9 protein-coding genes are annotated in these 13,722 nt (G+C 42.4%); 3 read left to right on the plus strand and 6 right to left on the minus strand.

Features of this window, described 5'->3' with window-relative positions:
* Positions 1–196 precede the first annotated feature (196 nt).
* From TOL9009_RS37215 to TOL9009_RS0100485, 3 genes are all read left to right on the plus strand, one after another.
* Positions 197–1,189, plus strand: coding sequence for a hypothetical protein (locus TOL9009_RS37215; protein WP_038295538.1), 993 nt, complete (start codon positions 197–199; stop codon positions 1,187–1,189).
* A 355-nt stretch (positions 1,190–1,544) separates the two neighbouring features.
* Entirely contained in the window at positions 1,545–3,113 is a 1,569-nt protein-coding gene (locus TOL9009_RS0100480; protein WP_029630429.1) for a helix-turn-helix domain-containing protein, read from the plus strand.
* A gap of 638 nt (positions 3,114–3,751) precedes the next feature.
* Positions 3,752–7,504, plus strand: coding sequence for a hypothetical protein (locus TOL9009_RS0100485; RefSeq protein WP_029630430.1), 3,753 nt, complete (start codon positions 3,752–3,754; stop codon positions 7,502–7,504).
* Between the two features lie 373 nt (positions 7,505–7,877).
* Here TOL9009_RS0100485 and TOL9009_RS46695 read toward each other — a convergent pair whose 3' ends face one another.
* The 6 genes from TOL9009_RS46695 to TOL9009_RS0100515 form a co-directional block, all read right to left on the minus strand.
* The gene (locus TOL9009_RS46695) at positions 7,878–8,069 is read right to left on the minus strand and encodes a hypothetical protein (protein ID WP_186227438.1); all 192 of its coding nucleotides are present in this window, start codon (positions 8,067–8,069) and stop codon (positions 7,878–7,880) included.
* A 161-nt stretch (positions 8,070–8,230) separates the two neighbouring features.
* A complete protein-coding gene (locus tag TOL9009_RS37220) occupies positions 8,231–9,016 on the minus strand; it encodes a hypothetical protein (RefSeq protein ID WP_051502711.1) in 786 nt (261 codons plus the stop codon).
* 31 nt (positions 9,017–9,047) lie between these two features.
* A complete protein-coding gene (locus tag TOL9009_RS37225; RefSeq protein WP_051502712.1) occupies positions 9,048–10,862 on the minus strand; it encodes a TrbI/VirB10 family protein in 1,815 nt (604 codons plus the stop codon).
* Positions 10,863–10,876: 14 nt separating this feature from the next.
* Entirely contained in the window at positions 10,877–11,596 is a 720-nt protein-coding gene (locus tag TOL9009_RS0100505) for a hypothetical protein (protein WP_029630434.1), read from the minus strand.
* 8 nt (positions 11,597–11,604) lie between these two features.
* Positions 11,605–12,729 (minus strand): hypothetical protein, encoded by a 1,125-nt coding sequence (locus TOL9009_RS0100510; protein ID WP_029630436.1) that lies wholly within the window; start codon positions 12,727–12,729, stop codon positions 11,605–11,607.
* A 97-nt stretch (positions 12,730–12,826) separates the two neighbouring features.
* Positions 12,827–13,714, minus strand: coding sequence for a hypothetical protein (locus tag TOL9009_RS0100515; protein WP_051502713.1), 888 nt, complete (start codon positions 13,712–13,714; stop codon positions 12,827–12,829).
* Between the last annotated feature and the right edge of the window lie 8 nt (positions 13,715–13,722).

Raw genomic sequence — 13,722 nt, forward strand, 5'->3', positions numbered from 1 at the left:
TATTCATATCATAAGTGCCTGCCGATTTCTGTTTAGCATAATACATAAATTAATTTATAAGAAAGTTTAAGCAACTATGTGATTAATATTGCATTGTGCAATGCTTAATATTGCATTTTGCAAACACACCGACGCAGTTAAATCACCCATTCGTTAATGAAAGAGTTTTAACGTTGTCGGAGGAAAAAACATATCAATGTCATACTCTAACTCTACTGTAGATTTAGATACACTCTTACGCACTCGAACTCAAGATAGTGAACAAGTGGCGTTAAATGCGAACTGCATTTCAAACAAGACTAATGGTCAAAACCCGTTGAGCAGAGAAAATTTACTCAGCGATGCTGAGGCAGTAGAACTAAGGAGGCTAGAGGCTAAAGTAGAACTCGGCTTAAAAGCGTTTTGGGAAATAGGACAAGCCTTAAGTCAGATTCGAGATAAACGTCTTTATCGGGAAACCCACAAAACATTTGAAGAATACTGTATCACTCGTTGGGAGATGTCTCGGCGTTCAGCTTATCAGTTGATCGGTGCTGCGATTGTGGTCGAAAATGTGCGCAATTGCGCACAAATTCTTCCCCTCAATGAAGCTCAAGCCCGTCCTCTCGTGGCACTTCCTCCTGAACAACAACGAGAAGCTTGGAAGACAGCGGTTTCTACGGCTGCAAATGGCAAAGTTACAGCTCTTCACGTTGCCCAAGTTGCAAGAGAATATCACAGAGCAAGTGTGCCTACCACGCCCAGGAACAAAAACACTTTTGACCAACAAAAGCAATCAACTAAAAACTCTACACCGTCAATTACCCCTAGTTGCTGGAATTGCTCTCATTGCAGCCGAGAGTTTGTAGATAATCCCCAAAACTTTTATTGTTACCAGTTGGGGAAATTGAACTTCATTGAGAAAAACGGTAATCAGCGGGCAGCCGAATGCGAACTGTGGACTTATCGAGGGGGAGAGTCAGCCCAAATTAAAAAGACCAGACTACCATTACGAGAAACCTTCACCCTAACTCTACAACTTCCCGCCGACTTGCAACCCTTGATACAAGACGCTGCCAAAGAGTCCGGCTTGGTTGTGGTGGACTGGGTAGCAAAAGTTTTGTCAGAGGCAGTTTTCACAAGTCATGCTACCCAAAGTACGCATATTCATCAAGATTTTATTGATGTTTCGGGATCGGAAGTTGCCTAGTTTTAAGTGACTGCTGAAGAAACAGCCACGACTTGAAAAAGGGCACTTGCCGTACCTAAAGGGAGTGCTGCAAAGCACCATCGCGTAACGTTTTTGTAGATGCCCGCCATGCGGCCGCATGAATTTTGCTGTCTACTTTTTCTACTTTTTATATGACAAAGTGTATTCTCCTGACTACGACTTTTTGCAAACAACGAGGAATTCCTAAATTCAACCCAAACAAATTACGGCTGCTGGCAGTAACAGCAGTCCGCATTAATACCTCAAATGTCCTTAAAATTCTCCAGCCATTCACCCTTTGCCACAGCCACAACACTCTGTTTACTGTTCCATATTTCGGGGGAGGGCAAAACTGATGTCGGTAGGAGACAATAGAAAAGAGTGTGCCAGCCCTCAATCACCAGGCTACCAAACGGTAATTGCTGGGTTAGAAGTAGCGCAGGCAGCAAGAGCTAACAAGCGTCTTAGGAAACCCAAAAACCTACCTTCTTGTGAACCACCACTGTTTACAAACAAAAACTACGAGATGACGGCAACAGGCGCACCAATTGTCAGTGCCACTCAAGCGTACCTTAAGCATCCAGACTGGAATGAGTACACTAATGGCAGCCTTTACTTCCAAAAACCATTTGGAAAGGGTCGTTATATAGAGTTTTACATACTTCACAAACAGGAGCATCAACCGCAATACATCTCAGACAGCGCTGAACATAAAATCCTTGAGCAATACGGTGTGATGGCCGCAAGACTCCATGCTGTGTTCGCCACCTATGCTGCCCTTCAGGCACAACCTTGGAAGCAGCCGTTTGTTCTACGAGGTTCGGAACTCATCAAAACACTAAAGGTATACAAAAGCAAAAAGCTGACAAAATCACAAAAACTGAAAGCTATAGCGGACTTGGCTTTAGTTGTTGGAACTCTCGGTGCAATCATCCACTGGTACGAAGGAGATTTAAACCTTTGCATTAAAGAGCGCTGCCTACTTTGGACGGTAAGCGTGCAAGAATACAGTCAGCTAAATTTATTCAAAGACGCGGATGAACTTTGCGAAGTTATAATCCGTGTGCAACCAGGTCTTTGGACTTACAACTTCCTCAACTCCATAGGTGAGCAATCAAGAACCGCACTGTATCAGTACGGGTTTATCCCAAAGCAAGTCTTCGATATAGATCCGCATCGCCAGAAACTAGCTAGCAGTTTAGCATTATACATTATACAGAATAGTCGCGCTCATAAAAGTGGTACGTACACGATTAATAGCTTATTAAGTAACGTTTTGCTGTCCTTTCAAATTGAACAGGCAGTAAGTGATTATAGGTATGGCTGGAGACTTAAAGAAACGCTAGAAGAGGCATTGTTGGTTTTAAAAGATAAAGTTGGTATCAAAATTGAGTTTGATGATGACACTTACCCGATCTGGCTCAGACCTTTATGGGCAATGCCAGATGAACTTAGCAACCTCCCTACCAAAGAGAGAAATCAGCGGTTACTTGGGACTAAGAGGCTGCCAGATAACTATATACAGAACTTTTTGTTTCAAGCGAAGTTGATTTTTAAGCTGCCACCTCAAATTCAAAGGTATCTGAATAAATTTAAAACCCCGAAAACCTGCACAGATAAAGAAATTTCTCAATTACAGACAAAAAATTACCCTAGTTCCACCTCAGTCACCACTCCTGAACTGGTCAAAACACCCCCCCAGGCAAGCGCTACATCACAAATCATAGAATTACCCGAAATCAGCGAACTTACCGGAGCTACTATACGGCAAGTTCGGACAGGTAGAGGTATGAGTCAGAGACAGCTTGCTGGTGCTATGGGTCTAAGTCAGAGTTGGGTGCGAGACATTGAAACCGAAGGTAGAGATAAGCCAGTTCCACAGAAACATGCTGTCAAACTCAAGGAAGTCTTGGGATTATCATGAACTAACCACAAGCAACATAGCCTGTTTAACCGTCTTCCGCACCACAAAAAACTTTCAGCTTTATCACAAAATGCGTGCAAACTAACGGGTGGAATGAGGGTTTCAGTCATCCTGAATAGGAGAGAAACAGCGATCGCTTAAAAACGATCGCTTTCTCTTAACGAATGGTATCGTCTCAAACGCTGATTAATCGGTTATTTTCTAGCGTCTGAGTGTTTTGTTGAAATGTCCATCTGGGAGGGGTTCTAAAAAACTTTGTGATAAAGCTGACTCTCCCACTGCCCAATTGCTACCTCACTCAAATTCAAGGAAGTCTTAGGTTTATCCAAAGTAACCTGCAATATTGATTTTTCCTCCTTTGGTACTCACAGGGGGTATTTTGTGTTTTCTGAGTACTCAATAAAGCCCCCTCGCGTGATATTAACGCCCCCTCGCGTGATGTTAACGCCCCCTCGCGTGATAATTACTTTTTTGTAATCTATATCAGGTAAAGTTTTCAGCCTTTAGTACTCATCTGATCATATTGATCATATTGATCGGTGAGTACTTTTTTAGCCAAAAAAAGCAGCGCGGTATTCTTAGGACGCACAGAAATTTCGCCCTTTTGCGAGTTTAAAACTCCGCCTTTAAATGCGCCTATGAAACGCCAGTACACTAGCAAACGCAATCTTTGCCCCATCTGCGGCAATTACCACGGCTGCGCTATCAAAGAAGATGGTTTAATTGAGTGTCTACGGAGTTTTAGTCAACAGGATGCCCCAGCGGGCTATCGTTTCCTGGCGTTGTTGCGTAACGACATGGGGGGTTTATTTGCTCTTGACGATGGCAGTAATTCCCAAACACTTATTGAAGGACATTGGCGACGACAACCTGGGATTAATGTAAAAGTCAAGGAGCGGTTGAGTGTAGAGCAACGCGTAGACGCGGAGCAGCTTGTCGTTGAGCGACATTGCATGAATAGGTTATTGCTGGAAACAACAGTAACAAACTTGAGTACTCGCCATTCCTTACACCTCCAGGAACGCAGACAGCTAACTGTTAACGAGATAAACTGGCTCTGTATGGTAGGCTGGGTGAGAACTTGGCAACCAGGTATTTACGCTCCTAATGGTGTCACCGCTGCCCTTCCCGGCATTTCAAAAGAAGGTAAATTATTAGGGATGCCGGGGATAGCGATCGCAGCCCTCGACCCCGACTTTCACATTACTGGTTTCCAAATTGCGACTCTGCGTACTGATCCCAAATACATCTGGCTTAGTAGTGCCAACCAAGGAGGTTCAGGACCACAATTACCCAATGGTGAACTACCCCTATTTTGCTGGAAACACCCTGACACTAAGAAAGTGAAAGTAGTGATTCTCTGTGAAGGAGCGCTTAAATCTCTACTCACAGCACTGTTTTTGTGGAGACAGGGACAAACTGATATCGCCGTCATCGGGACTGCGAGTGCAGCACGATACGGTAAAAAAACCCTTAAAGATTACCTCAAGCGGTTGCGTCCTAAAGAAATTAGATTAATGCCCGATGCGGGAGCGATCGCTAATTCCCATATTGCTTTATCTAATCAAGAAACTCTTCAACGCTGCCGTCAATGGGGTTATCGGCTTACTGTAGGTGATTGGGGACAACTGGACAACAAACAACATTTAGATATAGACGAATTGCTTGCAGCAGGTCGTCAAAATGAAATTAAATTAATTACAAGTGCTGCTTATTTTTGCCAATGCCATACTTATAGCCAAATCAATCAGTTACTAAAACTTGGTTCGTTCCACCTTTTAAAAGATAAGCTGATTGAGTTGCGACCGTTGCCGGACTCCACCCAAAGCCTGGATTTAATTCGCCAATATGCAACAGGTATTGAACGCTGTCGCAAAGGTGGGTATCGGATAATAGTAGCTTGGAACGGCGAAACTATCACACCTGAAGATTTCTTTGCCCTGTGTCCAGAATCAATCCAGCAACAACTGGCACAATCAGAGCGAGAATGGGCATTACTTTACAACCTTAAACTTTGGCTGCGTAGGATGGTCGAGAGATACCGACCAAAGAAAGGATTCGGCAAACCAATACAAGAAGTTGCCCAAACGACCACAACTACAAACAAAGCGAAAAATCAGACTGTAGTTGATGAAAATGAACAATCAACTGTAAATAATAAACAAAGTAATGTTATCAAGTATAAACCAGGAAAACTACATCGCTTACGTAAGTTGGATTCACGCAAAATTTTGTTTAAAAAGGGTCAACGATTACAAGTACTGCTAGAAGCGATCGCTGCTGGTTGGAAACATATTTTAGATAAAAGTCCTACTGGTACTTTTAAAAGTTATGATGCTGGAAAAGCCATTCCAGAAGTTTTTGGGGTGCGTCAGCTATGGTACTTTACCTCTCAAGTCAGAAACATTACCACAGAATCTGTTGAGCAGAATTACCTGGCAATGGAGGTTCGTAACGATGGCATGGTGTTTCAGTCAACCCCTGGTGGGAAGAAATATCTGAGATGGCCCAAAAAAGGAGAAACCCCTGATACAAGTGGTAACTGCCATCGGACTAAAGTCTTTGCTGCTTTGCGGGACAAAAATATTCCATCAATTGAAGGTGTGGAAAATCCTGTTTGTGCAACGTGTCACTTACTAGAAGCTTGCCGTTTTAAGGAAGGAAAAGGATTTGGATATCGTAACTTGCGTGCGAAAACAATGATATGCGATCGCATTGGAGCGCATCCAGACAGCGCACCCGATCCTGTTGATTATGACTGGACTAGTTGTGGCAACTTCTGGGACGAAGTAATGCACACGGTGCAACCAATTCATCCTGTGACTGTAGAATTGCCAGACATCGACCGCGTTATGGCTGAATTGATGATTTATTGTCCCCAAGTGAATGTTCAGTTACAGCCAATGTGGATGGTTCTACGTCAGTGTCTTACAGGAGAAATTCAACAACCTCACTACGGTTGGAATGATAGTACTCTTAGGGAGATGCTGGGTACACCACCAGATAATTTAGATGAAATTATTGCCTTGGCAACTGAGTTTCTTCATCCTGATTTGGAATCACTGTTAAATACTACGAGCAATTATGGGGTAAATTTGAGTAATTTACCTAGTGGAATGCGAAAACGTTTTGGCAATAAAAATTCTGAGGTACAAGAGATAATTCGACAGCATGTTATTCTCAATTGGTTTGTACCATTTCTAGAAGTATGGAGGAAACAAATTCAAGGTGCTTTACGGATTGTTGACGGTCAACTAATTGTTACAATTCGGAAATCACGACATGCAGAAATTGCCAAAGCTTCTGGGTGGAATATTTATCTAGATGCAACGACTACTGCTGAGTATTTGTCTTGGTGGATGGATATTAATCCAGAAGAGGTTTTAACAATTGAACAATCAGTGCCAGTTCATAAGAACTTGCAAATAATTCAAGTGACTGGGCTAGGTCAAGTTTCTAAGAATCGCACATTATATTGTCAAACTAGGGTGGATGCTTTACGAGAGGAATTGTTAGTACGACATCCAGATATCAAGTTTATTGACTTTGTTAAGTGTTGTCAAAGCAGTGATGGAGGTTGGTTCAGAGATAGTCGGGGGTCGAACGAGTTTAAAGGAGTGAGTACTTTAGCCACTTTTGGTATTCCATATCAAAATATTGGCTCTTTGTCAATGCTTTTTTTAACTCTTAATAAGAATATATTTACTTTAGGTAAAGATTTGCCACTTACAGATTCTCAAGAGTTTCAGGATTTCGTGCGCGATCGCACACAAGCGGAGATTATCCAGGCTATAGGAAGACTGCGAGCGGATAATCGTCCTCAAGAGCAGCTTTGCTTTTATTTTTGCGCTGATTATGACCTTAGTTTCTTAGAAATGAAAGTTGAAAATATTAATGCAGGTGATATCACAATTGAGGCAGCTTCTAAAGATGAGAAATCTTGGTGGAAGATTCAAAATGCAGTCAAAGAACTTTGGGAACAAGGACGTAACATTACGCAAGCTTCTGTAGAATCGATTTCCGGCATTACTCAAGGTTATATATCGAAAGTAGTGAGTAAATTTTCTGGAAATTGGAAGGACTGGCTAAAAATATTCCTATCGCTATTAAATACTTTTAATAGTAAAAGGAATAATTCCGATGATTCATCAGATCAATTCCGAGATGAAGCTCATTCCATTGGGTGTAATGTGATGCCACTTTGGGCAGATTATGATAATGCCGATTTGTTGTCAGAGGTATTTTCTTGGTACAGGGATTTAGATAATAAGTATTGGCAGTGGATTTTAGAAACAACTCCTGTACAAGTGCAAGGTAAAATCATAGTTGGTTTACTTTCGATGTTGCCTAAGCCGTGGCATCAAGAGTTGATGGAATTGTGTTATGGGTGATTTCTTCAGTGGACTAGAAATAGCTTGTCTGGAACGTTACCGATCGCATTTGGGACGCTTCAAAGCTCTGAACGCCAGTCACGTTTTTACCGATCTATGCTAAATACTGGAATAACTTTTACACAGAAATTTCTGAGCATTTACCAGATACATATCAGCCTGAGATGCAAGAACTTTCTAGTAAATTAGAGGAAGCTTTAAGTAAGCTGGTTAATGAGCTTCGCAATCCCACTCTATTTAAGATCCAGCTGTTAGGCGATCGCTTCCTTTTACGACAGCAGTTATGGTTACACAGATATAATTTTCTTTTTTTGTCCGCGACAATTTTCAACAGCGTGAAAACGTCCAAAGAACTGAGGGGAAGGGCGCTGAGTCAAGATGAGATTAACTCGTCGATGTAGGTTTGCTTTGGCGATCGCACCCCTGTCGGATTTAGAGATGCTGCATTAATCGCTATCCTTCGCGGTGCCGGCTTGCGTCGGGCTGAGGTAGTAAAACTCGACTTAAGGACTTTAATAATGATAGCGTTGGCGCAGCCTCTCGTAGAGAAGCGGTAGCGAGTCATCGAGCGTCTGGGGAAATTAAAATCCGGTCTGGTAAGGGAAGGGTTGACAGGACTGTTTATTTATCTTTAGGTGCGATCGCTCCCTTGGAGACAGTAAAAGTAACATACTTTCGGCTGATGCCACAGACTCAACTTCAATTTTTCACAATAGCAACTACGACTCACCCGCCAAAATCAAAAGTAAATTCAGCAGAATTTGAGTTAGCTGGATTTGGGTTAAGTGGAGTTTGAGGAAGTTTAAATTTGAATTTTTCAAGTCCCAATTGTCTTAAAGACGAAACCACAGATAAGGGCAACTTGACACTTGCGGCTGCTTTAGAAATTGGTGTTCTGTTCCGTACCAATGCCAAAAATTCACGCACTTTAAAGACAACCGGGTCATCGGTTGCTGTATAACCCAAGGCGATCGCAATTTTTAACCCTCTTTCAATATCGTTAAGCGTCGCAATTTGGTTACTTCCTACCAACCCAGTTTGTTCGACTTCGGGAGTTATCGCAGATATAGAAATGCCACTGTAGGTAGGTGTACCAAAACCAGGAACGATATTGAAAGTGTAGAGGTGTTGTTGTCCATTTGGAGTGCGGGTCTTGATAGACAAATTAGTTATGACTGCTGAAGTTGCACCTGGAAAGCGTAACGGCTTAATCACCTTTACAAACACAGTTTTTGCCTGATTACTGCTAAGTTCAGCATCAGTGTTGTAAACAGTGCGTGAAGGATCGGCTATCAGAATGTAAGTGATGACTTCGTTAGTCTGGGAAAAATCAATAGCTGTGGAACGACCAGCCCAGACTTGTAAGTTTGTAGTACTTGCCGCTGCTTCCTCTTGCCCGATGACGCGCAAAGCTGGTGTTTGTGCCAGCGTCCGTAAGGGGGAAAGTACTATAGCAGTTGTTGTTAACGAAGAAAAAGCGCAGGCAAGTAAGATAGCTTTTAATTTTTTCATCTATTTTTCCTCCAGGTAACTTTTGTTATAACTATCGACGCACACGTAGAAAGCTGTTGACAAAAACAGAAACCTCAGTCCCTTCTGGCACAACTGCTACATTCGGTTTTTTAAGTATTTCCTGTACCGCTTGATCTGAACGTTTCGTTAGGCGATCGCCTGTCACTTTAAAGAATCCTTCCAAAGCTGCTGCCAGGACATTCGGATTACTTGTAGTAGTGACTGTGGATTGGCTAAAGCCAAAAGAGGATGACGAACTCGATGATTGAGTACGAGGTTGATTGATGATTTCTCCAACTCTTCCCAAACTACTGATAACTCCGATTAACAAATCTTGTTTGGCGATTTGGGAACCTTTATCAAAGAGTCCTTGAGCAATTAACGGCTGATTATTTTTGCCGCGAATTAGCAAGTTGCCGGCTGGTATTTCTTCTTGCCGCATATGCCCTTGTGAATCGGGGTAAACCAGTGCCACAACACTCATGTTTACTAATCTATTACTTCGGTTTACAGACTCTACCTGAGTAACTAAAATAGTGCCAGTTGGTAAAGCTACACTGCCATCAGTTGTCTGCATATCTTCTGTTAACTGAATAGCAAATCTACCATTTGTTGGGCTTTCACCGCTTTCATCCCAGAGCATCGGTACAACAACCCGTGCATTAACAGAAGTTCCAATTGCCACCTCTAAGGCAGAGTCAGATGTTCCACTATTGTATTGATTAACCGGGGAACGGTTGAGAATTCCCATTTCTCCATCAGTCATTCCGGTAGCATTAGTTACTACTGAATTGTTATTAGCTCCGGTGTAACCAATAGAAACAGTTGAAATGCTTTGTTGTTGCCTTTTTGTAGGGAAAGGGCTTGCATTGTTTTGAGTAGAAAGTGCTGTTGGCGAAGTCCGAAAAGCTGTTATGGTTGGTGCAGGGGTCGAAGATGTAGCAAAAGAATTATCACCTAGCTCTGTAGTTGGTTGTCCTTGGCTATTCGATGCCATTTCTGGTGTGGTTAATCCGCGAGTTTGCCCCAAGGAAGCCAATTGGCTCCACCGTTCAAAGGGATCTATAGCCGAACTCGGCTCTGCGGGTGGTGCAGCCTGTATAGCGCGTATAGGCTGCTGTATGGGCTGTATAGGTTGTGTACGCTGTATAGGTCGTGCAGTGAAGAGTGCTGATTGCGGTGGTGGAGGGGATGGTTGACGAACAAAAACTGTTCTAGGTGCAGGTGGAACAGTAGGAGTTTGACGGACTGGGGGTGGAGAGGGAGGAGTTTTAGCGACCACTGGTGATGGGGAGGTTTGGGGCTTAGTGGGCGTAGAACGTTGTTTCTGTATGTCTGGTTTAGTTTCCAATTGTCGTCGTTGGTCTTGAAAAGCTAATTTGCCTTTAAGTTCGGCAGATTCGTCTTCTAATTGTTTTGGGGTCGTTGAAGGAGAAGGGTTAGATGCTTTTTGACGCGCAGGCTTAGGAGCAAGAAATCCAAACCAAACGAATCCTACTGCTCCTATGATGGCTGCTGTTGCAGTTAGAACTAATCCCATACGAACACTTGGTTTTTCTGAAGTTGAACGCCCTTCTGGTTCTTCTTCGTCTTGTTTAATGCGATATTCCTTTGTGAGTAATTCAGGAAGATCATCGTTATATCCAGCCAGTTCTTTCTCGTCTTCCAAGGTGATTTCGTCTTTATTAATACCCAAACTGCCTGTTTCTTCCAACATTTTTCCAGAGTTATTAGCGGAGCCATTAAGACTGTTAGGTGAACCATTAAGACTGTTAGGTGAAGTTAGTGGACTGCTAATTTCATCGGATTCGTTGTCTAATTCTTCTAGTGATGCTTTATTGTTCATATTATTGAAAGTATTTATTTGGGAATGAACTCAGTTATTCTGGTGATTTCTAGCCCTGCGGAGCGAATTTCATAAACTTTTTGCTCAAAGGCTGAAGCGTTCTGTCCTAAAGGAGGTTTTTGAATTTCAACAGCTTTTAGTCGTAGCGTTCGGTTAAAGGGAATTCTTTCGTCAGTTCCTAAAGTGCGGTCAACCAGAAGTCGTGTTGCTATCATGTCAACTTCCCATTCTCCTTGCCGAATTTCTCGCGGTTCTGAGAGGTAAGAAATGATTACTGTGGAGCGTAGTTTACCGGAGAAAACACTAGAAGGGACTAATTCAGCAATTTCTGAAAGTGCTGCTTTCGCAAACTCCCCTTCAAGTAGTAAGGAGGCAAAATAAGTACTGGTAGGTATTCTTTTTCCACCTTTTCCTACACGCACACCAGTATCAGTCTCGTTAGTGCCAGGAATTTTGTTATCCCAGTTAAATGTTAGTTCAGTCCAGGTTCTAACTGTATTTTGGATAACAGATGGATAACGCCAGTAGCGGTCTCTTTCAGAAACAACCAAGGTTTCACCATTTACTAACTGCACAAAGGTTGTTTTCCTCGCAGCGAGAATGTTAATTCGGAAAGAAACAAACAAAATAAAGACGAAAATTAGGGCATTAAATCCTGTCAATGCTACAAAACATAATGCCAGCAAATTTTTTGAAGCAGGTAGAAGTGGAGTCTGAAATCGTTTTATTTTCATCGCATTAATTATTGTCCACTCTTAACAACTAGAGTTGTAAATGAGCCGATAGCGTTGCTAAAAACATCAATTAGCTGCTTAACATTTGAAGAGATTCCGTTGTAGAGAGCAATCCCACCACCACCAGCAATTAAAACAGCCAGAATGGGTGCGAAAATGCTGAGGAAGAATAAAAAGGCTACATCAGAAGCAAGTTCTGCACCAGAATTAACAAGGACAACAGCGGCTAAACCAACGATGATGTTGTAGCCTAACTGAATACCAAATAAGCTTAAAAAGCCAGTTGTCCAAGCCCAGATTGGACGACCTTGGAGGGGAAGTAGTGACATGCCCATTGCTATTGGGGAAAATAATGCTGTTAGCAGTAGTGCCGCTTCGAGAATGTTGACAAAAGCCCACTGCAAACTGTAAAGAATAAAGCGGATGATTGGTATAGCTGTTTCTCTAAAAACTCCTCCGGGGTCTGTTGTCAGTCTCACTGCATCTCTAGCAGTACCTATTATTGAACGATCCACTAAAAAATCTGCAAACTGTCGTAGAGGTTCGAGTGGTCCTTTGCTTTGTTCTTCAGCCCGTTTAACAATCTGTTGAACTTGTGCCTGTTTGGACTCCCAGCATTCAATTAATTCTTGTCCAACTTTTCCTCTACATTCGCTGTAGACGTTTTCTATTTGTTGTTTGGCGATGTTGCTAATTGTGACCTTGGCGATCGCATTCTTAAAAGTAAGTTCTCCTAATTGTGCTTGAAGAACTTTCTGTACTTGCTGGTATCCAAAGTTTCTGGCAAAGGTAACAGTTTGTGATAATAAATTCCCGTTACCACCCAGAAATAAAGTAATCACAATTGGCCAAATAAACATTGCCATTAACTCTGACCATGATTGCTTTTCGACGATTTCCCGACCCGAAGTTAAAGTCAAGAAGACAATGCTGCCCGCTGCTAAAGTTAGACCAAGCCGGACTAAACCAATCCACAAGCCAGAGTCCAACGGTTGAAGTATATTTATCCAAAGACCATTCCAGGCTTCGGAAGTACTCCGAGCTAAGTCAATTGAGCTAGAAACTATCTCAAATGCATCCGCTTCTCCGCCCGTTTGAGGATAGGTAAATGTTTGTGCTAAGAAGTGCAACATTGCTTTAAAACTTACATTCGGGATTTCAAGAATAGGGGAAGGAATGGACTTCCCCTAGATTTTTTAATAAACAGAGAAAAAACCCAATATTGGATTATTATTGGTCAGCATCGTCAGCACCAATCGTGCCACCGCCGGGAAGCATTAACATTCCCGCTTGTTGACTTGCAGCATTGCCAGAGGCGGCATCTGCGCGTCTAGAGCTAGTGTTAATTGCCGCAATTTCCTTAGCAGCTTGTGCAGTTAATACGTTATTGACTGCTCGGTCAGTCCGGGCTTGTTGAGCTTCCTGGATTAGCATTTCGTTAGTTTGAGCGTTGAGGGCGGTTTGCTGACTGATATTTTGCATGATCCGTTGAGTAACGTCTTGATTTTTCGAGTCTTCACTCAGCTGGTTGCTATTATGAGTTGCGGTTTGCGCTGCTAATAGTTGTTGGGCGCTTCGTTCCTGGGCTTGGGTGCTAAGAGTTGCGCCATTGGCAACACCAATAGCAGTTGCTCGTTCAGCTTGCTTGTTGAAGTCATCTTTAATGGCATATGAACCTTCGCCACCAATTTTGTTTTCTAGTGTTTCTGAAAGTTTTGTGCCTTCGTTGTTAGCAGTTGAGGATTTCATAATGTTATCGCTCACCTGATTTAAAACTGGCACTTTAACAGCACCTAGAGTTGAAGAAAGAAGATTGTTGAGAGAACCAAACACATCGTTTTGAACAAATCCAGTTACATCGTCAATGAAATTATTGACTGACTGCACAACATTTTCAATTGGGGCAAAGAAACTACTTCCTGTTGTTTGGCTAGCAGCTTTTGTTCCCATTTGTGCAATTTCTGTACTCGTTGGTGTGTTTGTTGATTGTCCAGCTTGGGTAGTTACATTTGCAGGGTCTTGGGTCAAAGCAGCAGCACGAGTGGTATTTATTATTGCACTGCTTAGTGCAATAATAATAGCTAACAAAAGCACTTTTGAGGATTTGATAAATTTCATGGTTGTAA

The organism is [Scytonema hofmanni] UTEX 2349 (assembly GCF_000582685.1).
GTDB classification, from domain to species: domain Bacteria; phylum Cyanobacteriota; class Cyanobacteriia; order Cyanobacteriales; family Nostocaceae; genus Hassallia; species Hassallia hofmanni.

Bases quoted from the DNA above. Each gene is read 5' to 3' on its own strand.
- TOL9009_RS0100480 (WP_029630429.1), top strand. From the start codon at position 1,545: ATGTCGGTAGGAGACAATAGAAAAGAGTGTGCCAGCCCTCAATCACCA.
- TOL9009_RS37215 (WP_038295538.1), top strand. From the start codon at position 197: ATGTCATACTCTAACTCTACTGTAGATTTAGATACACTCTTACGCACT.
- TOL9009_RS46695 (WP_186227438.1), bottom strand. From the start codon at position 8,069: ATGACTCGCTACCGCTTCTCTACGAGAGGCTGCGCCAACGCTATCATT.
- TOL9009_RS37225 (WP_051502712.1), bottom strand. From the start codon at position 10,862: ATGAACAATAAAGCATCACTAGAAGAATTAGACAACGAATCCGATGAA.
- TOL9009_RS0100485 (WP_029630430.1), top strand. From the start codon at position 3,752: ATGAAACGCCAGTACACTAGCAAACGCAATCTTTGCCCCATCTGCGGC.
- TOL9009_RS0100510 (WP_029630436.1), bottom strand. From the start codon at position 12,729: ATGTTGCACTTCTTAGCACAAACATTTACCTATCCTCAAACGGGCGGA.
- TOL9009_RS37220 (WP_051502711.1), bottom strand. From the start codon at position 9,016: ATGAAAAAATTAAAAGCTATCTTACTTGCCTGCGCTTTTTCTTCGTTA.
- TOL9009_RS0100515 (WP_051502713.1), bottom strand. From the start codon at position 13,714: ATGAAATTTATCAAATCCTCAAAAGTGCTTTTGTTAGCTATTATTATT.
- TOL9009_RS0100505 (WP_029630434.1), bottom strand. From the start codon at position 11,596: ATGAAAATAAAACGATTTCAGACTCCACTTCTACCTGCTTCAAAAAAT.